Here is a 19,968-nt window from a genome sequence, read left to right as displayed (position 1 = left end):
AAAGCGCCTATCTCATTATATGAGATAGGCGCTTTTTATGGTACTAATTTTATCGTTGCACTATTTACTGCTGACTTTAGCAACTACTTCATCACGGCTAAGTAGTTGCTTTTCACTATCACGGCGATTAACGTATTCGTACTTGTCTTCTGCCAAGTTACGGTCAGATACTACGATACGATGCGGAATACCAATCAGCTCAAGGTCAGCAAACTTCACACCTGGGCGCTCATTACGGTCATCAAGCAATACATTGATACCAAGAGCTTTTAGCTCCTCGTACAATGCCGTTGCTGTTTCCATAACGGTGTCTTCTTTTGATTTCATTGGTACGATAGCGACTTCAAAAGGTGCTAAAGAATCACTAATATCTGGCGTTGATGGCCACATAATGCCGTTTTCATCGTTGTTTTGCTCAATAGCAGCAGCGATAATACGGCTGACGCCAATACCGTAACAACCCATCATCAAAGTGACCGGCTTGCCATCTTCACCTGATACCGTGCAGTTCATCGCTTGTGAGTACTTATCACCCAACTGGAAGATATGACCGACTTCGATACCGCGTTTGATCTGTAGCGTACCTTTACCATCAGGAGAAGGATCGCCTTCGTGTACATTGCGAATATCAACAATACGGGTGATATGCGCGTCACGCTCCCAATTCATACCCGTCGTGTGCTTGTTAATTTCATTGGCACCAGAGACAAAGTCGGACAATGCCGCTGCTGCACGATCTACAAAGACGGGCATATTAAGCTCAACGCCGATATAGCCTTTGTGCAGACCAGCGGCTTTTAGCTCTTCTTCCGTTGCCATCATTAAAGGAACATTGGCCTCTTCAATTTTTTCGGCTTTTATGGTGTTTAGTGTATGGTCGCCACGTAATACTACAGCGATAAGCTGCGGCTCACCTTCTGGCGTATGACCTTGCACAATCAATGTTTTGACGGTTGTAGCAAGTGGGACATTTAAATGCTCAGCAACGGCTTCACAGGTTGGCATATTGACGGTATCAATATTCTCGCGAGCCATCGTCGCAGGCTGGCGTTCTGCCGTACTCACAGATTCTGCAAGCTCAACGTTGGCAGCATATTCAGACGAATCAGAGAAAGCAATATCATCTTCGCCGCTGTCTGCTAGGACATGGAACTCGTGAGAGGCAAAGCCACCTATTGAGCCAGTGTCGGCTTGTACCGCACGGAAATCAAGACCTAAGCGCGTGAATATGCGTGTATAAGCGTCATACATCTCATCATACGTCTTTGCCAGTGACGCTTGGTCAACGTGGAACGAATAAGCATCTTTCATGGTAAATTCGCGTGCGCGCATCACACCAAAGCGTGGACGAATCTCATCACGGAACTTATTTTGAATTTGAAAGAAAGTAATCGGTAATTGCTTATAACTGCGCAGCTCGCCTTGGGCAAGATTGGTGATGACTTCTTCGTGAGTCGGTCCCAATACAAAATCGCGGTCATGACGGTCTTTAAAGCGTAGTAGCTCAGGACCATAGTCGTTAAAACGTCCGGTCAGCTGCCAAAGCTCAGCAGGCTGAGTCATCGGCATAAGCACTTCTTGAGCGCCGATATTTTGCATCTCTTCGCGAACGATACGCTCGACTTTTTGCAATACGCGCAAACCCATTGGCAACCAGATATATAATCCAGAAGCGATTTTGCGAATCAGACCGGCTCTAACCATTAATTGGCTTGAAGCGATATCTGCATCACTGGGTGTTTCTTTTAGCGTGGCAAATAAAAATTGACTGGCTTTCATAAATAAAGCGGAACCTTATCGACGATAAAATAAATAAGAAATAGTAGGATATTGAGCGTGTGGTTTGATAGCCGACGCAAGATGACCTGTTATTACTTGGTAATAGTGTAGGACATGCCCTAGCTAGAAAATACTACAACAGACAGTACGCTAGTGAGCAGTGCGTTCGTAAACAGCATTTAAAAAAGGATATAACATATTATTTTGTATAAAAATATCAGACTTCATCGAGCGCTGTCTTTAGCATAAAGCTCGAAAAATACCTGTATACCGATGTTTTAAGCATACAACCTGACTATGTTAGGTAAAGTTCGCCTAAGACGCAATGACTTTTTGTTTTTTCAGAGCGAAGGTTACTTAAAGGGTTGAATCAGACAGCTATAACTCGATTATTTACCAGTTCTAAATGTATTTATAGCAAATGAATAAGTGGTTTTTTGAAAAGTGTATTATTGGTAATTATGTAGAGTATTGGTAGTCATTACTTGAAGTTGCTGCTTAAAAACAGCATTTATTATTTAGTACGTGATTTTTTGTGTAGTTCTAATAATAGGTATAGTGAATTCAGCATTAAAACAATATAGCGGGACTGAAATGAATTTTACGCAGCCTCTGTCAGCGTAGGCATAGCATGCCAGTAAAGTTTACAGCAGTTCCGCGTTGGAATATAACGTATCTGTTCTATTTGGAATCGACTATAGTTATAAAAATAATCGATAAAATTATGATAAAACCATAAAGGTGTTTATATGAACAGTTCTGATAATCGAACTCCTCTTGATACGACTGATTCAAAAGCGAAAAAATCTATCGCTATGATGTCGTGGATCGTATTGCTTGCTGGTCTCGCAGCCATCGTTTTCGCTATCTATACTGTGCAGAATATTACCAAAGAAGAGCCCATAGAAACCATCACTCGTGAGGGTGTGGTGACACAAATTCAGAAGTTAAATCGTTTGGAGACGGTGGCATTCAGCGTTGATACGGTGATTACTAGTCAGCGTTCAGGCAGTTGGATGAAGCTATGGCAAGATGAGCAAAAGGCGCTATTTATTGCTCGTGGTCGCGTAGAGGCAGGCATTGACTTGAGCGCATTGACACCTGAGATGGTACAAGTGATACAGCCTACCGAGTCGGAAATAAATAATGCTGAAAACGCTCATGCTAATGCCTCCATTTCTATTATGCCCCAAATTAATATTACGCTGCCGCCATCAGAGATATTTTCAGTCTATCTAGATGATATCGAGATTTACGATTGGCAAACGGGGGCTTTTGGTATGATGCAAGTCGATCCAAAAATCCTAAAACAAGCACAAAGCATGGCAAAAGCCGAGGTGCTTGAACGTGCTTGCCGCGGTGATGTCATGACAATGGCGTTAGATAACGCGCAAACTCAGTTACAGCAATTATTTGCATTAACTGGCGCCATAGTGACTGTCACCACGCAAGGTGCTGGTTCATGCCAGTTGTCTTCAGTCGCTTCAGCATCGGCAACTGCTACGGTTAACAAATAATTAAACCCATTCTCAGCAGATAATGGTTGTATAGTCAGGGAACAGTAATATCGATACATCAAGTACTGCTGATATTAATTTTTCTTGCTTGCTGTGCCTACGCAGACAGAGGCTGCAAAAAATTTATACCAGCAGCACTGTAGCGTTTTTTGAGATATTCTAACTATAGATACTACTCTTTTTTAAATTCAGCAATCGCTAATTGGCGTGCCAGTTTATGCTCAATGATTGGCACAAGATAATTAATATCTGCAAAGGTACCATTCTTACTCAAAGCCTTGCGCATTTTATCCTCGCTATGCAAGATGCTGGTAGGAATCGATTTTAACTCAGGTATCCAAGTCTTAATAAATATCCCATCAGGGTCATGGCTTTTAGCTTGGCTAAAGGGATTCATAATACGAAAATAGGGCGCAGAATCTGTACCTGTTGATGCGCTCCACTGCCAGCCACCATTATTAGACGCAAAGTCACCGTCTATCAGCTGCTGCATAAAGTAACGCTCACCCCAGCGCCAATCAATCAATAAATCTTTGGTCAAAAACATCGCCGTCACCATGCGCAAGCGATTGTGCATAAAGCCTGTCGCATTAAGGCAGCGCATCGCTGCATCGACTAAGGGCACACCCGTTTTGCCCTCACGCCATGCTGCAAAAGCATCTTCATCATACGACCAGTTGATTTTCTTATCAGTCTCATATTTATAAGCCTGATGGCGGATAAGCTCAGGCTTATAGTCTAAAACATGGCGATAAAAATCTCGCCAAGCCAGCTCGCTTATCCAGCGGTTGATGTCATTATTGTCACCGCTGTCAAAGTTGTCACCATCATTTCTATGTAATTCCCCTAGTGCCTGAGTAGCTTGTAAGTAGCACAGTCTAGGACTGATTGTTCCAATAGTAAGGTAAGCGGATAGCTGACTGGTCGCCTGTAAGCTTGGCACATCGCGGCTCACATCATAGTTATTGATATCATCCGAGATAAAGTGCTCTAATCGATGACAAGCAGCAACTTCGCCAGCAGGATAGGCAAGGCGCGCTTGGCTAATTTGCTTGTCTTTATCTATATGTTGATAGGATTTATGAGTTTGTAGATATTCTTGATAGTCGTGGACAATTTTTTTGCACAATGCCTCTATATCTTGAGTAGGATTTGCACTGTTTTCTGATAATGTTAAATTAACTTGTTTATTATCTATGATGGCAAGGGCTGTATGAATTTGTATGTCACTAACCTCCAAGGTCTGCCGCCATTTTTTATAAAATGGGGTAAACACTTGATACATGCTGTCATCATTGGTAGTGATACTTTTCGGTGGTAAGATACATTGGTCATGCCAGCGGATAAACTCAATTTCGTTGTTTGCAAGTTGTTTGGTTAACAGTTCATCCCGCGCAACCTCATTACCTTCGTACTCATGATTTGCCATCACGCAGCTGATATTATTTGACTCACATAATGCGCTCAACATAGTTATACAATCAGTAAAACTAGGGCAGACCTGCACGGTTAAAATGATGTTCAACTGGTGCAGTTTTTCTGCGAGGATAGGAAGTGTTCGCGCAATATGATCAAGCTGTGTAAGCGACATATTATGTGTCTGCCACTGCTCAGGGGTGAGAAAAAAAACCGCGCTGAGCTGAGCATTGTCTTCGTTTGCACGCTCACAAATGGCAGCCAAAGCAGTATTGTCATGAACGCGTAGATCACGGCGAAACCACATGAGGTAATGCAACTGATGACTATCCTCGACTTTGTTGTGTGAATTATTTTTTATCGCTACCGCCGTTTTAGACATTCATCTATTCCCATATTAATCAATCGCAATCATAAACAAAACTATGAATAAAAGTATGCTAGGATAAGTTTTTGGATGCAATTGATTTGCTCCTTTATTAACAAATCATCATATTCAGTCTTTAGCAAGGTCACCTCATGCACGTTAAGTTTTGTGGATTTACTCAACTTGATGATATTAAAGCTGCTGTTAAGCTCAATGCGGACGCCATTGGCTTGGTGTTTTATCCACCAAGTCCTCGTGCGGTTACAATCGAGCAGGCGCAAATATTGAGTGCGGCAGTACCGGCTTTTATCAGTGTGGTGGCTTTGATCGTCAACATGCCTGAAGATGAGCTTATTGAACTGGCAAATCATGTCTCTTTTGATATTATCCAATTTCATGGCGATGAAACGCCCGAGCAGTGCCGTCAGCTGGCAAATCTCGTCAATAAACGTTGGATTAAAGCGTTGCGTGTCAATACTGAACAGGATGCGCTTGAGAGTGTGAATATGCAAATTGACAGTTTTGCCGCAGCAGGCGCAAGCAGCATTTTACTAGATGCCTACCATCAGCATAAGTATGGCGGTACAGGCGCACGCTTTGACTGGAGTCTGATACCGAATGACAGCTCACTACCGATTATCTTAGCCGGTGGACTTGATGCCGATAATGTCGCTGCCACTTATGACTTACCAATTTATGCCGTTGATGTCAGCGGTGGGATTGAGTCTGATAAAGGCAAAAAAGACGTTGGAAAAATGCATGCCTTTATGAAATCAGTCAAACGCGACCGATGGCAAAACGAGACGCTTAGCGAACCTTCGAATATAAATAGTTAGCTTTGCCGCTGTCAAATTGCCAAAGCAAACTATGTAAACAGTTTTCCCTATAGTTTTTCCAAAAAACAGCTATCCTAAAAAATACCACTTATTACAGTAGGAATTACCATGAGTCATGTCGCTAACAAAGATGTATCTGCCACCGCACACGCTATTAATAGCTTTACCAATCCAGAAAGCGTGCAAGATTTTAACCAGTATCCTGATGCGCGAGGACATTTTGGCGTCCACGGCGGACGCTTTGTCTCTGAAACCTTGATGGCAGCGTTAGAAGAGCTAGAAACGTTATATAACACAGTCAAAAAAGACCCTGCATTTTGGGAAGAATATCACAATGATTTGGTCAACTATGTCGGACGTCCAACGCCTTTATATCATGCCAAGCGTCTAAGTGATGAGATTGGCGGTGCGCAAATTTACTTTAAGCGTGAAGACTTAAACCATACTGGCGCTCATAAGGTCAATAATACTATTGGTCAAGCGCTTCTTGCCAAAATGAGTGGCAAAAAACGTATTATTGCAGAAACTGGAGCAGGGCAACATGGCGTTGCGACGGCGACGATTGCCGCACGTTTGGGACTAGAGTGTATCGTTTATATGGGCGCGGACGATGTTGAACGTCAAAAGATGAACGTCTATCGTATGCGCCTACTTGGTGCGACAGTTGTGCCGGTAACATCTGGCTCACGTACTCTCAAAGATGCGATGAATGAAGCTATGCGTGATTGGGTTACCAATGTGGATAGCACGTATTATATTATCGGTACGGTTGCAGGTCCGCATCCTTATCCGTTACTCGTACGCGACTTCCAAGCAATTATTGGTAAAGAAGCGCGTATTCAGCATTTACAAATGACGGGTAAATTACCAGATGCGCTAGTCGCTTGTGTTGGCGGCGGCTCAAATGCCATTGGTCTATTCTTTGATTTCTTAAATGATACTGATGTCAAAATGTATGGCGTGGAAGCAACAGGTGATGGTATTGAGACGGGTCGTCATTCTGCACCATTAGCTGCTGGTCGTATTGGTGTATTACACGGTAACCGTACTTACTTGATGGCCGATGATGAAGGTCAAATCCAAGAAACCCATTCTATCTCCGCAGGTCTTGATTACCCTGGTGTTGGTCCTGAGCATAGCTTCTTAAAAGATATGAAGCGTGTTGAATATGTTGGTTGTACCGATAAGGAGTCGTTAGAGGGCTTCCATGAAGTCACGCGTAAAGAAGGCATCATTCCGGCGCTTGAATCTGCTCATGCGGTTGCTTATGCGCTGAAGCTGGCTAAAACCATGACTCCTGATCAAACTATTATCGTCAATATGTCTGGTCGTGGCGATAAAGATTTGCATTCGGTGATGAAGGCAGAAGGGATTGAGCTTTAGAGTCATTTTCTAGCTTAAAAGTTATTAGTATATTATTCATTAAGTTTCATAATGCCCTCTATTAAATCTAATAGAGGGTTCACAATATAAATTTATATTATTCGATTTTGAAAAACGCGCTAGATAGCCTATTAAGAAGGGTTTTCCATTATAGAATTTTTTGAAAAAGCAGAGGGTTAGCAAAATGGCAAAAGTCACACCTTCTATGGCAAAAAATCAGATTAAACGTAGCCTATTACAAGTTATAGACACTCATCCTAATAAGTCCCAGAAGCAGCAAGTTTGGAATTACTTTGATAATAAATGTGCTTACTGCAATATAGTTATTGAGCCTAATAGTCGCAAAGGTCATCTTGACCACCTGCATGCTGTAAGAGATGGAGGTAGCAATGACGTTTATAACTTTGTGCTGGCATGCAATATTTGTAATGGTGATGAAAAAAGAGAAATGCCTTGGCGAGAATTCTTAGTTATTAAATGTCAAAATCTACCCAATTCGGTTTATGTAGAACGCTTAGCATATATTGAGAATTGGCATCAGAAATCTCTTATTAGTCAGTTAGATGCTGACTTAGTCTTTCAAGTCGATGCCATTATAGAAACCGCCCAAGCGAGTTTTGAGAATTCTATTAAACAGATGCGTGCCTTACGCGATTCAATGACAACAAATTAATTTTAAAATTATAAGAGACCACTATGACCCGAATTGAAAGCACCTTTGAAACCCTAAAAGCACAAAATAAAAAAGCACTCATCCCTTATGTGATGGCAGGCGATCCCAATCCAAGCAACTTTGTTGGCTTGCTGCATGATTTAGTCAAGCATGGCGCAGATATGATTGAAGTGGGCTTACCATTTTCTGACCCAATGGCAGATGGCCCAACGGTCGCATTGGCTGGTGAGCGCGCTTTAGCAGCGGGTACGAGCACTCGTGATGCACTAAAGATGGTCAAAGAGTTCCGTCAGCAAGATACGCAGACGCCAATTATCCTGATGGGTTACCTCAATCCAGTAGAGATTATCGGTTATGATAACTTTGTTGCGCTATGCGAGCAGTCAGGCGTCGATGGTATTTTGATGGTTGATTTGCCGCCAAGCGAGGCGGGTAGCTTTACCCAGCATTTGACTGAGCACGCGATGAATGAGATTTTCTTATTATCACCAACTACGCTGGCTGAACGTCGTCAGCAAGTATTGACCCATTGCGGTGGTTATATCTACTACGTGTCTTTAAAAGGCGTGACGGGTTCAGCAACGCTAGATACTGACGATGTTGCAAGGCAAGTACAAGCCATTAAAGCAGAGACGGATTTGCCAGTATGTGTGGGCTTTGGTATTCGTGATGCAACTTCTGCCAAAGCAATTGGTGCTCATGCGGATGGTATTATCGTCGGTAGTGCATTGGTGCAGAACTTTGCTGATATCGATGCCAATGATATCGCTGCAGTCGCTAATGCTCAGCAAAAAATTATGGCAAAAATGGATGAGTTACGCGGCGCACTCGATAGTTTATAAGCACCCGCTCAAAAAGTTGGGCAAGTTATCGTCACAATATTTATGAGGCTATTTATAACAATGTTTATAAAGACACAGGCAAATGGCTTTGCTAAAGTTAGTTTACGTGTGTAAACTAACATCACATATAAATGGTCACAGTTATGCATTAGCGTGCCTTATAATTGCTAAAGTCATGAGGATATGTGACGATTAAACTGATTCTTATAAATGGACTCTTACGGACAAGTGCACAAGTGAGCTTGCCAATAAGCCTTAGATAATGGCGAATAATATGACTGATACGATGACAAAACCTGATATAAATAATGATAGTACAAGCCTGCAGCAGAATGGCAATAAAGCCGGTCAATCATGGTTTGAGCGCCCGATTCCGGGTATCAAACAGCAATTAACGGCGCAATTGACCGCTGTAGAGACAGAGCTTTCTACAAAATGCAGCAGCTGCCATTCGATCATTACCAATACAGCGCTGATTTTTAACTGTTACGTGTGCCCGCATTGTGACCATCATTTACCGATGAGTGCTCGTGAGCGCTTGAACTGGCTGCTTGATCAAGTAGAAGGCGAGCTTGGGCAAGAGTTTACCGCCAAAGACCCGCTAAAGTTTGTAGACAGTAAGCCGTATCCAAATCGCATGGCAGAAGCACAAGAAAAAACGAAAGAGAGTGAAGCGTTGATTGTGCTACATGGCAAATTACGCAATCTCGATATCGTAACTTGTGCGTTTGACTTCCGATTTATGGGTGGCTCTATGGGCTCGGTGGTTGGCGACCGTTTTGTTCAAGCTGCCGAAAAAGCCCTCGCAGATAGAGTACCTTTGGTCTGTTTCGCTGCCTCTGGTGGTGCGCGTATGCAAGAAGGCTTGCTATCACTCATGCAAATGGCAAGAACAGCAGCAGCAATTGAGCGTTTGAGAATTGCTGGCGTGCCATATATCGTGGTACTGACCAATCCTGTTTATGGCGGTGTGACCGCATCTCTTGCGATGCTTGGTGACATTCACTTAGCAGAACCAAAAGCCATGATTGGCTTTGCTGGTAAGCGTGTGATTGAACAGACAGTACGTGAGACACTAGAAGAGCCGTTTCAACGTGCAGAGTTTTTGCTAGAGCATGGTGTGGTTGACGAAGTGGTACATCGTCATCAAATGATTGATACTATTTATCGTCTGCTGGCAAAACTGTGTAGCGTACCCAACGTTGATGCTCAGTAGGTAGTAAAAATAAAAACACGTGGGTTAGATTCAAGCAGCTGTTTTATAATTTCACTGCATAATGATCGAGCGGCGTGCTAATATCTGCCAAATATGTAAAACTAATGAATAGCATTTATCGTGAATAACGGTAAATGCTATTTTGCTTTGTAGCAAGCTAGTCATACTGTTTTTATTTTTTTATAAGTTTTATCTTTTATCTCAAACTTTGATATAGGTTCTGTCCATGTCTGATTCTTTAGCGTCTCATAGCCCTAGTAGTACCCCTGACAACCAAGCCACTTTAACCGAATGGCTGAATTATATGCAGCAGATTCATGTTTCGGCGATAGACATGGGGCTGTCACGTGTATTGCCAGTCGCTGAGGCATTGGGAGTCGTACAATCAGCCAAAGATGACGCCTATGTATTTACGGTTGCAGGTACTAATGGCAAAGGCTCGACGACTGCGGTCATCGCGCAGATGTGCCAAGCCGCAGGATATAAAACTGCCTTATATCAATCGCCGCACTTGAGCGTCTTTAACGAGCGGGTACGGATCGATGGCGAGATGGTCAGCGATGAAACCCTGATTGCTGCCTTTAGCAAGGTAGAAGCGGCACGGTTGCAATGTGATTTAACATTGTCATTTTTTGAGATGACAACACTGGCAGCATTGTTGATATTCGCGGAAGCGGATTGCGATGTTTGGGTGTTAGAAGTAGGGCTGGGCGGTCGCTTAGATGTGGTCAATATCATCGACCCTGATATGGCAGTGATTACCAATATTGCCATCGATCATGTTGATTGGTTGGGTGATAATGTGGAAGCCATCGGAGCGGAAAAAGCAGGTATTTTACGTGATGGGATTAGCGTCATTTACGGTGCTACAGAGATGCCAAATAGCGTACAGCAAGCGATAGATAAGCATCAGGCGACTTGTTATCAAGTCAGTAAAGAGTTCAGCTATTGTGAAAATAATTCGACTACGTGGCAATATAGCAATGCCGCTGTCACTCTACAATTGCCTCGACCCGCACTGTCATTGACCAATACTGCCAATGCTCTGTCAGCAGTACTTGCAAGTCCCTTAGACGTCGATACCAATGCTATAGAGCAAGCGCTAAAAACAGTTAAGCTTGCCGGTCGCTTCGATTATCGTGAAGTCCATGAGCGTCATTGGCTATTTGATGTGGCGCATAATGATCAAGGCGTTGAGTTTTTATTGGCACAGCTAGTGCCGCTTTGGCAGCAGCATTTAACACAGCAAAGTATATCTGAACAAGTTAATCAAACTTCAGGTGAACCTGCTACCATTAAAATGTTGTTTTCTATGCTAGGTGATAAAGATATTAATAAAGTGGTGCAGCGTTTGACGACAGCAGGCTTACCAATCAGTGATTGGTTCATCGCTGAAATTGATTATCCACGTGCTGCCACTACGGAGCATTTGCAAGGTATCTTAGCGAGCTATGTCGATGATGCTCAGATACATGAGTTTGCGCGTTTGCAAGAAGCCACTCATGCGATTATAAATGCCAGTCAGCCACAAGATTTGATTGTAGTCTGTGGCTCTTTTCATACGATTGGAGAGGCATTGTCTACGCTTGAAACGCGATAATTTACGTTAAAACATTGACTGTTTGATGTTAGTCTTAGTAATAGCATGGTGGCAGACAGCATGAAAAATATGCTTTATAATCAAAGTGATTAAAACCTAGCGCATTAGTATTAACACGGATGGAAGCAACTGGCGCTAATAGCTTGCTGATTTAAGCTATCTATAATATAGTTTAAAACAATAACCGCGCCGCCCAATCAACCTTATTACTAACTAAGAGACGTAAACGGATGAATTTTTCGAGACAAGCCTTATTGGGCATTGGGATGATTATCGGTGGTAGCGTGATGCTATACGCCATGGTACAACAAATTGGTGATACCAATAAATCACAGCCGGGATCGGCAATGATCGATCAACCGAGTGCTGAGCCTACGTCTGTACAACCACTGACAACAGATATCGAAACAGAAAAACGTATCTTGGCACAAAAACAAAAAGAGCGTGCCGCTCGCGTTGCAGAACAAGAAAAGCGTGCTCAGCAGTTCTTAACTGAACAAGAAGCGGCAGAGGCGCAAGCATTGGCAAAAGCACGCGCTGAAAGTCAGCAATATCTGGCGAGCACCACACCAAGTATCGAAGATAACGCTGATACTAACAGTACTAATAAAGAGGCGACGAAGAACACACTTGCAACACCTATATCAGCGCCTTCTAGTGCAGAGACGTCCACTGATGGTGCTGAAGCAAAGAAGAAAGCACTAGCGGAGCAGCAGGCAGATGAAAGACAAGCAACTATTAGAGAGCAAGCTGCTGCTAAGAAATTAGCAGATAGCAAAAAAGAAGCAGACGTTAAAAAGCAGGCTGAAGCGCAAGTAGCTGCGGAAAAAAAGCGCGAGGCGGATGAAGCCGCAAAAAAGACCCCACCTAAGTCGCCCTCTGACTATCAAGTCAAAAGAGGAGATGGGCTGATTAAACTGGCACGCCAGTACGATATGCCGGTAGAAGTCTTAGCTCAAGCCAATAATCTCTCACCATCAACATCGCTAAATCTTGGTCAAACCATTACGATTCCATCGCGTAAGCAAGTAGAGCGTTTAGAGCGAGAAGCGACGGCGGCTGAACAGGCACGTGAAGAAAAGCGTCAAAGAGAAGAAGCTTTAGCAAAAAAGTCAGCAGATGCTAAACGTGATGCTCAGCAAAAACTCAGTGAAGCCCGCAAAGAAGTCAAAGAAACCGATGCTAAAGGTAGCTTTGGGGTACAAGTAGCGTTAGCAAACGACCAATCCAAAGCGGATGAGATGGCAAAAAAATTCCAATCTGCAGGTTATCAAGTTAAGACCAGCCCGACGAGTCGCGGTGTACGGGTTATTGTCGGTCCTGAGCGTGGTAAAGTAGCTGCTTTAGCCTTGAAGGATAAGATTAATAGTGACCCTAAAGTGAATACCACCAGCGCTTGGGTATTATACTGGCGCTAGATTTTGTTAAACTGCTAAACGCATGATAATGAAATAGCAGCTAAAAATTTAATGAGAGTGCTTTCATTTATTGTCCTTTGATGCCTCTATGATTAAAACACGACATCTATTGTCGTGTTTTTTGTTTTAGTGTTTGTCCATTTACTCATACTTAGCTACCATGAGCACCATTTTTGTTTCTCTCTGTATAACCTGTTAGCCCATAAGGGTCGACCTGCTGCAGTTAAAGGTAGTTTGTTATGTTGGCTAGGCTAGCATATAGGCGAGCTATCTAACTGCTTAGATATTGTATAAGGTAAAACCATGTCATTTGGCGTTATATTTTTAATATTGGCAGTTGGCTTTTTGGGGCTGATTACCTTACCAAAATTATTTTCTAATAAACAAGCTGTTGAACCAGATCCGCCACCTGTACGCGGTGATGAGTTGGCTATTTGGCCGTTTGCGCCGATGCCTATCATGACCCCTACTGAAGTGATATTTTTTAATAAGTTAAAAAATGCATTACCGGAATATCATATTTTTGTGCAAGTACAGCTGTCACGGATTATCGAAGCGAACAGTAATGAGACGTCTGAGCGCAGTTTTTGGTTCAATCGTATCTGCCGCCAAAGTGTTGATTATGTGATTGTTGATATTGATGCGCAGACTACCTTGGTTGCCATCGAGCTTGATGATTGGACACATAGCAGTAAAGCGAGGCAAAAAGCCGATGACAAAAAAGACAAGGCGCTTGCCAGTGCGGGCATTGCTATCGTGCGTTTTCATGCGGAGCGCATGCCGAGTGCCGACATGCTGAGATATGAGCTGATGCAAGTGATTGAGAGTTATTAAAAGCTATTAAGATGATGATAAAAGCTTAAAGTTTATTTTCTACTTGTTCGGTCTGCTTAGGGTAAATGACAATCGGTCTATCGCCTGCAAAATATAAACCTGTTTTTAATATATCGTTTTTAGAATTGTTCAGTGGCGACTGACGGTCATCATAAAAGTCGCGTTTACTAAACCATTCAATATAATGGGCGGCACGCAATGCGGTTATATCAATCATCGCAAGACTAGCCGTATCATTGCTATCACACCATTCATGTATCGGAAAATTTGGTGTCAGCCAAGACGGATAAGTAAAATTATAGGTATTTATCGGCAAAAAGAACCGTCCTTTTATCACGCCATAGCGCTTATCAATTTTAATTTGACCATGTTTTTCCGTATCAACCCAAATGCTACCAAACTGCTTGGTTTGCATGTGGGTCATTTTACGCTGTAGATTGTCATTGGAATTGATACCGACCCAGTTCTCAGGGGCAAAAGGCGCTGATCCCATAAAAAACTTAATCGCCAGCTCCCAATGCTCGACCAGATTTTCTGCATGATTATGTAAGATTAAATCCAGCTCACCCGTCGTCTGCTTGCCGTTAAATAATTGCACATTATTAGCGAGTGTTTCATACGGATGCAGCTTACGCGCAAACCCATCCTCTAACCAAAATGACAGTAATCCTTCAAAGTGAAAACCCAGTCGATTGGGACTTGGACGCGTCAGTAAATAGCGGGTCAGCGCCTGATAAGCATTGGTAGTATCCAACTCCTTTAACCGCTGCTGATACACCGCAAACTGTGATTGCCAAAAGTGTGCGCTATGTACCGACACGGTATGTGTATTCTGATGCGGCGCAAAGTTCAGCCATTCGGTTAAAACGTTAGGGCATGCCAGCACATACGCCAAATCACGTACATAGGGTCGCTGATACGCCTCCCAAGGGGCAGCATCTATAAGGCGGCTAGATGTGGGCTGATCGACAGGCTCGGACATATGATAAACCACCGTAATGTTGTAGCATTCACCCTAACTGTTGGCTCTATAAAAGTCTATAGATGACAAGTATCCGCTAGGGTAGTACTCAGTTTTTTGGCTTTAAAACAGGATATTAATGTGATGAATATGAATGCTGATATCAGGCGGTGATAGTAAGTAAGGCAAAAGAATGCTAAGTATCATTTTTAGTATTGGCAGTAGCCGTTTTGATAAGTTGCTAGGCGCGTTATGCGGTGGCTGTTGTTCTAGATTAGGTGGGATATGATCTTGCTGTGTCATGTTTAGCTCCATGTTATGCCGTTACACAACGGTGAGTAACGGTTCATGGATTTATGTTATAGGTTGTATGGTTATAGCTAAATACTTATGCATGCATAGCGTGTTGTATGCCTGCATACCACAGTATGATAGGTTATGAAAAATCGCCTTTGTTGGCTTGGCTTAACCATCGTTTGATAGTGTCATAAGATGGTTTTTTATCTGTTTCAATGTGCTGTTTAATATATTCGGCTGTTTCAGCAAAAGTAGTGAAGTTCTGTTGATCCATAATTTCTAGGTATAGTTTCTTTTTTTCAGGTCTGGTTTGATTGTGTTTTGACCATCTTTTATTCGCTTTTGTCTTGTTGGACTTTGATAGTTTTTTTTGAAAATCGTTATCACCTCTAACTTCATTTGTTCCTGCACCAAAAACATAGCCAACTAAGTTGATACAGTCACATAGTTTATGAAAGTTCAAGCATTTAAGCTCCTTTGACTCTAAGTAAATATCTTTGTTACTGAGCATAATATGAACAGATAATCCTCTATACATAATAGATTCTTCTTTCTCAAAATCTACACGATAACCCTGTTCTTCTAAAAGTCCTTTGCAGTCTTCAATAGCAATATTCTCTATCTTTTCTATTAGCTCATGAATGATTGATATTCTCTTCCTATCTTTATAACCTACGTCAAAAAAATGACGACTTAGTAAAAAATTAGGTGGGCTATCTAGTAATTCTTTTATAAATACTGTGGGTATAGTTGTTCTATGTTGCAATCTTTCAAACTCTATTCGTTCGGCTTGTTCGAGAATTTTTTGAAGGTCAGCATCTGAAAAACCCTCTCTAGAATTAACCATAATTTACACCTTTACACACCCTTAAATTATAGTAGTTGCAAGTCAGTACCAGCCTAAAGGTGTGTGGCTGGCTGGCTTTTGAGTAATGAATCCTAGCCCTGCTCAAATTTTACTATTTCTTTCTTTAATTATCAGCCAAATTTATCACAAAAAAAAGCCAACCATTGAAAACAATGATTGGCTTCTCTCTTTACTACTATGTTTGGTCGGAACGGCAGGATTTGAACCTGCGACCACTACACCCCCAGTGTAGTGCGCTACCAGACTGCGCTACGCCCCGAATGACTGACTATTTTACGCAAAATTATGTATATTGCAAGAGCTATTTATTTTAGCCAAAATCTACAATTGCATTTTACATATCATAGCCAGTATAACCAATGAGCAGTCAACCTTAACCCAGTAACTCTTTTAGGATTTGGTTGACTTGCTGTGGATTGGCACTACCGCGACTGGCTTTCATTACTTGACCAACTAAACCATTGAAGGCTTTTTCTTTACCGCCGCGATACTCTTCAACCATCGCTGCATTCTTAGCGATGACCTCTTCAACGATGGCTTTGATAGCGCCCGTATCAGTTTCTTGCTTAAGACCTTTTTCCTCGATGATTTTATCTGCTGCATCATCAGCATCGCCGCCTTCGCGCTCATATAAGGCGCTAAATACTTTCTTAGCCAATTTGCCAGATAGAGTATCGTCTTTGATGCGTGATAGCATACCAGCCAATTGCTTGGCGCTGATAGGGGAGTCAGTAATTTCCTTATCATCTTTATTCAACGCACCGAGTAGGTCGCCCATTACCCAGTTAGCTGCCATTTTGGCATCTGCTTGCCCAACTTCTGCGACCACATTTTCAAAGTAATCAGCAATTTGACGGCTACCAGTCAAGATACGAGCGTCATATTCTGAAAGACCAAGCGCTTCTTCAAAACGCGCACGGCGGGCAACCGGTAGCTCAGGCATCGCTGCACGAATGCTATCAACCGTATGCTGCTCGATACGCACAGGTAGCAAGTCAGGATCAGGGAAATAACGATAATCGTTGGCGTCTTCTTTAGTACGCATAACACGAGTTTCATCGCGCTCTGGGTCATAAAGCATCGTTGCTTGTACAACTTTACCGCCGTCTTCTAAGATGTCGATTTGACGCTCGATTTCGCGATTAATGGCACGCTCGATGAAGCGAAACGAGTTGAGGTTTTTGAGCTCAGTACGCGTCCCCAACTCAGCACCAGGTTTACGGATAGAGACGTTACAATCACAGCGGAATGAGCCTTCTGCCATGATAGCGTCTGAGATACCCAGCCAAGTCACCAGCTGATGAATGGCTTTGATATAGGCCAGTGCTTCGTGAGCCGAGCGCATATCAGGTTCAGAGACGATTTCGATCAGCGGCGTACCAGCACGGTTAAGATCCACACCTGTCATACCATCGACAGCATCATGGACAGATTTACCAGCATCTTCTTCTAAATGCGCGCGGGTGATACCCATGCGCTTAGGATATTCGTTCTTTTCACCTTCATTGACGACGACATCAATATAGCCTTCACCAACGATAGGATTGGCCATCTGAGTGATTTGATAGCCTTTCGGCAAGTCAGGGTAAAAGTAGTTTTTGCGGTCAAAAGTATTAAATAGACCCAGCTCAGCGTTGACGCCGATACCGAATTTTAGCGCACGATCAACCACACCAGCATTTAGCACTGGCAAGACACCCGGTAAGCCTAAATCTACAATACTGGCTTGGCTGTTTGGCTCGTGACCAAAGTCAGTCGGCGCGCTCGAGAATATCTTACTTTCTGTGTTCAGCTGGCAGTGAATCTCGATACCGATGACCACTTCATAACCATCGACGAATAGCTCTTTACGAACATCGTGTTTGCGAACGGCGTTGTTATCAGTAGTAGTTGCTGTATTCATTATACCGTCTCCTTCGCGATGGTAGAGTGTTGCAGATGATGATCTGTATGCTGCTGGAATAAATGAGCAGTAGAGAGCAATTTGCTCTCTTGCCAATATTGTCCAATCAATTGCAAACCAATAGGCAATCCAGCTGAGGTTAAACCAACTGGCTGACTAAGCGCAGGTAGACCCGCTAAGTTGACACCAATGGTATAAACATCACCCAAGTACATCGTTGCAGGATCAAGGTCTTCACCAAGTTTATAAGCCGCTGTTGGCGCCGTTGGACTGGCGATCACATCACAGTTGGCAAAAGCATCTTCGAAGTCTTTGATAATTATGCGGCGCACTTTTTGGGCCTTAGTATAATAGGCATCAAAGTAACCAGCAGATAGCGCATAAGTCCCTGACAAAATACGGCGCTGTACTTCAGGACCAAAGCCTTCAGAACGCGAGCGCGTATATAAGTCAATCAAGTCTTTAGGGTTTTCACAGCGATACCCAAAGCGCACACCATCGAAGCGTGATAGGTTTGATGATGCTTCAGCTGGTGCGAGCATATAATAGGTAGCAAGGGTGATCTCTGGATCAGTGATTGTCACCTCTACAATGGTCGCGCCAAGTTCTTCGTATTTCTTTAACGCTGCACGAGCTGCTTGTTCGACTTCAGTATCAAGTCCTTTACTAAAATATTCTTTAGCAACGCCAATACGTAAACCGGCAAACGGTTTATCACCAGCGCTGGTAGCAGCGTCATTTAAATCTTGTACATAATCAGGCATTTCGTATTTGATAGAAGTCGCATCGCGTGGGTCATGACCAATCATTGGCTGTAATAGGAAGGCACAGTCCATGGCACTGCGACCCATACTACCGGCTTGATCAAGACTCGAGGCATAAGCAATCATACCAAAGCGCGAGACGCGACCATAAGTAGGTTTGATGCCCGTTAAGCCGCAAAATGAGGCAGGCTGACGAATAGAGCCACCAGTATCACTACCAGTCGCAACGGGTACAAACCCTGCTGCAACGGCTGCTGCACTACCACCTGATGAGCCACCAGGTACATGTGCTATGTTCCAAGGATTGTGCACCGCACCATAATATGAGCTTTCATTATCCGAGCCCATCGCAAACTCATCCATATTGAGCTTACCAAGGCTGATCATTCCAGCTTTATCAATGTTAGTGACGATGGTCGCATCATAAGGAGAGATAAAGTTATGCAGCATTTTAGAGCCACAGGTCGTCAATACGCCTTGAGTACAAAAAATATCTTTATGCGCCATGGGTACGCCAAGTAATGGGCGTTTGTCCCCTTGTACACGCATCTCGTCCGCCGCTTTTGCTTGCGCGCGCGCTGTCTCAGAGGTATGAGTGATAAAACTGTTGATCTTGGTATCAAGCGCGTTGATACGTTTGATGTAGTGGTCAGTCAGCTCAAGGCTACTAAATTGTTTGTCTTGCAGACCAGTAATGAGCTGCTGGGTACTTAATAAATGAAGTTCAGACATAAGGTGTCGTCCGTCAAAATGTTAATAGCATAAAGTAAGATACGAAATCAGAGAGCGACAGCCGCCTATTCAATCACTTGCGGTACCAAATACAAGCCATCTTCGACAGCAGGGGCGACCGATTGATTGCGTTCACGATTGATATCGTGTTTAGCGACATCAGCACGCAAATCTTGGCAAGCTTCATGAATGTTTGATAAAGGTTTGATATCAGTGGTATCGACATTACCAAGCGTGTTCATCAGCTTAAGTATTTTAGAGATATCAGCAGCATAGCTATCGGCAGTATTTTCATCGACACCTAAACGGGCAAGATTGGCAACTTCTAGGATTTCTTCACGGCTGACAGTGTTGTCAGACGTTAATGGTTGCTGTGACATAGTGTCTCCAGTTACGGACAGTTTTTGTTAGAGTAGAATATGACTAAAACAGATAAGCACTAAAATAAGCGACTTATATAAAGATGTAAGTATACAGTGGCTTTATTATAAAGCATCTGACCGAAGTTTACAGAGCAGGACACTTGATTACAGCACAATCTTTACTCACAAGATTGCTTAAA

Annotated in this window: 17 protein-coding genes and 1 tRNA gene; 9 read left to right on the top strand and 9 right to left on the bottom strand. The window is 43.0% G+C overall.

The window, feature by feature from the left end; all coding sequences use genetic code 11:
• Positions 1 to 60: 60 nt before the first annotated feature.
• On the bottom strand, positions 61 to 1,779 hold the full coding sequence (locus OEG80_RS10300) for a proline--tRNA ligase (RefSeq protein WP_263240708.1): 1,719 nt from the start codon (positions 1,777 to 1,779) through the stop codon (positions 61 to 63).
• A 749-nt stretch (positions 1,780 to 2,528) separates the two neighbouring features.
• Here OEG80_RS10300 and OEG80_RS10295 point away from each other — a divergent pair.
• Positions 2,529 to 3,296 carry a DUF4230 domain-containing protein gene (locus tag OEG80_RS10295; RefSeq protein ID WP_263240707.1) on the top strand — a complete coding sequence of 256 codons (768 nt, stop codon included), beginning with the start codon at positions 2,529 to 2,531 and terminating at the stop codon, positions 3,294 to 3,296.
• Between the two features lie 172 nt (positions 3,297 to 3,468).
• On the opposite strand, the gene OEG80_RS10290 is transcribed toward OEG80_RS10295, so the two are convergent.
• Entirely contained in the window at positions 3,469 to 5,094 is a 1,626-nt protein-coding gene (locus OEG80_RS10290) for a cryptochrome/photolyase family protein (protein WP_263240706.1), read from the bottom strand.
• Between the two features lie 137 nt (positions 5,095 to 5,231).
• Between OEG80_RS10290 and OEG80_RS10285 the strand changes: the two genes are divergently transcribed.
• The 8 genes from OEG80_RS10285 to OEG80_RS10250 all read left to right on the top strand — a co-directional run bounded on the left by OEG80_RS10285 (position 5,232) and on the right by OEG80_RS10250 (position 13,881).
• The gene (locus OEG80_RS10285) at positions 5,232 to 5,915 is read left to right on the top strand and encodes a phosphoribosylanthranilate isomerase (protein ID WP_263240705.1); all 684 of its coding nucleotides are present in this window, start codon (positions 5,232 to 5,234) and stop codon (positions 5,913 to 5,915) included.
• Positions 5,916 to 6,095: 180 nt separating this feature from the next.
• Positions 6,096 to 7,298 carry a tryptophan synthase subunit beta gene (gene trpB, locus OEG80_RS10280; protein ID WP_173936725.1) on the top strand — a complete coding sequence of 401 codons (1,203 nt, stop codon included), beginning with the start codon at positions 6,096 to 6,098 and terminating at the stop codon, positions 7,296 to 7,298.
• A 184-nt stretch (positions 7,299 to 7,482) separates the two neighbouring features.
• Positions 7,483 to 7,971 (top strand): HNH endonuclease, encoded by a 489-nt coding sequence (locus OEG80_RS10275; protein ID WP_181210824.1) that lies wholly within the window; start codon positions 7,483 to 7,485, stop codon positions 7,969 to 7,971.
• Between the two features lie 23 nt (positions 7,972 to 7,994).
• A complete protein-coding gene (gene trpA / locus OEG80_RS10270; RefSeq protein WP_263240704.1) occupies positions 7,995 to 8,813 on the top strand; it encodes a tryptophan synthase subunit alpha in 819 nt (272 codons plus the stop codon).
• A gap of 262 nt (positions 8,814 to 9,075) precedes the next feature.
• Complete coding sequence (gene accD / locus OEG80_RS10265; RefSeq protein WP_263240703.1) at positions 9,076 to 10,029, top strand: acetyl-CoA carboxylase, carboxyltransferase subunit beta; 954 nt, start codon at positions 9,076 to 9,078, stop codon at positions 10,027 to 10,029.
• Positions 10,030 to 10,255: 226 nt separating this feature from the next.
• A complete protein-coding gene (locus OEG80_RS10260; protein WP_263240702.1) occupies positions 10,256 to 11,629 on the top strand; it encodes a bifunctional folylpolyglutamate synthase/dihydrofolate synthase in 1,374 nt (457 codons plus the stop codon).
• 230 nt (positions 11,630 to 11,859) lie between these two features.
• On the top strand, positions 11,860 to 13,047 hold the full coding sequence (locus OEG80_RS10255; RefSeq protein ID WP_263240701.1) for an SPOR domain-containing protein: 1,188 nt from the start codon (positions 11,860 to 11,862) through the stop codon (positions 13,045 to 13,047).
• 303 nt (positions 13,048 to 13,350) lie between these two features.
• Positions 13,351 to 13,881, top strand: a complete 531-nt coding sequence (locus OEG80_RS10250) for a DUF2726 domain-containing protein (protein WP_263240700.1) — start codon at positions 13,351 to 13,353, stop codon at positions 13,879 to 13,881.
• A 25-nt stretch (positions 13,882 to 13,906) separates the two neighbouring features.
• On the opposite strand, the gene OEG80_RS10245 is transcribed toward OEG80_RS10250, so the two are convergent.
• The 7 genes from OEG80_RS10245 to gatC form a co-directional block, all read right to left on the bottom strand.
• Positions 13,907 to 14,863 (bottom strand): DUF1853 family protein, encoded by a 957-nt coding sequence (locus OEG80_RS10245; RefSeq protein WP_263240699.1) that lies wholly within the window; start codon positions 14,861 to 14,863, stop codon positions 13,907 to 13,909.
• A 102-nt stretch (positions 14,864 to 14,965) separates the two neighbouring features.
• Positions 14,966 to 15,145 (bottom strand): hypothetical protein, encoded by a 180-nt coding sequence (locus OEG80_RS10240; RefSeq protein ID WP_181210831.1) that lies wholly within the window; start codon positions 15,143 to 15,145, stop codon positions 14,966 to 14,968.
• 133 nt (positions 15,146 to 15,278) lie between these two features.
• Complete coding sequence (locus tag OEG80_RS10235) at positions 15,279 to 15,986, bottom strand: hypothetical protein (protein ID WP_263240698.1); 708 nt, start codon at positions 15,984 to 15,986, stop codon at positions 15,279 to 15,281.
• Positions 15,987 to 16,189: 203 nt separating this feature from the next.
• Positions 16,190 to 16,266 (bottom strand) — tRNA-Pro (locus OEG80_RS10230).
• A gap of 114 nt (positions 16,267 to 16,380) precedes the next feature.
• Entirely contained in the window at positions 16,381 to 17,910 is a 1,530-nt protein-coding gene (gene gatB / locus OEG80_RS10225) for an Asp-tRNA(Asn)/Glu-tRNA(Gln) amidotransferase subunit GatB (RefSeq protein ID WP_263240697.1), read from the bottom strand.
• Positions 17,910 to 19,406, bottom strand: coding sequence for an Asp-tRNA(Asn)/Glu-tRNA(Gln) amidotransferase subunit GatA (gatA, locus tag OEG80_RS10220; RefSeq protein ID WP_263240696.1), 1,497 nt, complete (start codon positions 19,404 to 19,406; stop codon positions 17,910 to 17,912). Before gatA ends, gatB begins: the two co-directional genes overlap by 1 nt.
• A 65-nt stretch (positions 19,407 to 19,471) precedes the next feature.
• On the bottom strand, positions 19,472 to 19,786 hold the full coding sequence (gatC, locus tag OEG80_RS10215; protein ID WP_011512845.1) for an Asp-tRNA(Asn)/Glu-tRNA(Gln) amidotransferase subunit GatC: 315 nt from the start codon (positions 19,784 to 19,786) through the stop codon (positions 19,472 to 19,474).
• Positions 19,787 to 19,968 lie beyond the last annotated feature (182 nt).

This window comes from Psychrobacter sp. SC65A.3 (assembly GCF_025642195.1).
Classification (GTDB): Bacteria; Pseudomonadota; Gammaproteobacteria; order Pseudomonadales; family Moraxellaceae; genus Psychrobacter; species Psychrobacter cryohalolentis.
This window is presented reverse-complemented; position numbering and strand designations above follow the sequence as displayed.

What these genes read in the sequence shown, in the direction of transcription:
- OEG80_RS10260 (WP_263240702.1), top strand. Translation starts at nt 10,256, where the DNA reads ATGTCTGATTCTTTAGCGTCTCATAGCCCTAGTAGTACCCCTGACAAC.
- OEG80_RS10235 (WP_263240698.1), bottom strand. Translation starts at nt 15,986, where the DNA reads ATGGTTAATTCTAGAGAGGGTTTTTCAGATGCTGACCTTCAAAAAATT.
- OEG80_RS10240 (WP_181210831.1), bottom strand. Translation starts at nt 15,145, where the DNA reads ATGACACAGCAAGATCATATCCCACCTAATCTAGAACAACAGCCACCG.
- OEG80_RS10275 (WP_181210824.1), top strand. Translation starts at nt 7,483, where the DNA reads ATGGCAAAAGTCACACCTTCTATGGCAAAAAATCAGATTAAACGTAGC.
- OEG80_RS10250 (WP_263240700.1), top strand. Translation starts at nt 13,351, where the DNA reads ATGTCATTTGGCGTTATATTTTTAATATTGGCAGTTGGCTTTTTGGGG.
- accD (WP_263240703.1), top strand. Translation starts at nt 9,076, where the DNA reads ATGGCGAATAATATGACTGATACGATGACAAAACCTGATATAAATAAT.
- OEG80_RS10290 (WP_263240706.1), bottom strand. Translation starts at nt 5,094, where the DNA reads ATGTCTAAAACGGCGGTAGCGATAAAAAATAATTCACACAACAAAGTC.
- gatA (WP_263240696.1), bottom strand. Translation starts at nt 19,406, where the DNA reads ATGTCTGAACTTCATTTATTAAGTACCCAGCAGCTCATTACTGGTCTG.
- OEG80_RS10300 (WP_263240708.1), bottom strand. Translation starts at nt 1,779, where the DNA reads ATGAAAGCCAGTCAATTTTTATTTGCCACGCTAAAAGAAACACCCAGT.
- OEG80_RS10295 (WP_263240707.1), top strand. Translation starts at nt 2,529, where the DNA reads ATGAACAGTTCTGATAATCGAACTCCTCTTGATACGACTGATTCAAAA.
- OEG80_RS10255 (WP_263240701.1), top strand. Translation starts at nt 11,860, where the DNA reads ATGAATTTTTCGAGACAAGCCTTATTGGGCATTGGGATGATTATCGGT.
- OEG80_RS10245 (WP_263240699.1), bottom strand. Translation starts at nt 14,863, where the DNA reads ATGTCCGAGCCTGTCGATCAGCCCACATCTAGCCGCCTTATAGATGCT.
- OEG80_RS10285 (WP_263240705.1), top strand. Translation starts at nt 5,232, where the DNA reads ATGCACGTTAAGTTTTGTGGATTTACTCAACTTGATGATATTAAAGCT.
- gatB (WP_263240697.1), bottom strand. Translation starts at nt 17,910, where the DNA reads ATGAATACAGCAACTACTACTGATAACAACGCCGTTCGCAAACACGAT.
- trpA (WP_263240704.1), top strand. Translation starts at nt 7,995, where the DNA reads ATGACCCGAATTGAAAGCACCTTTGAAACCCTAAAAGCACAAAATAAA.
- gatC (WP_011512845.1), bottom strand. Translation starts at nt 19,786, where the DNA reads ATGTCACAGCAACCATTAACGTCTGACAACACTGTCAGCCGTGAAGAA.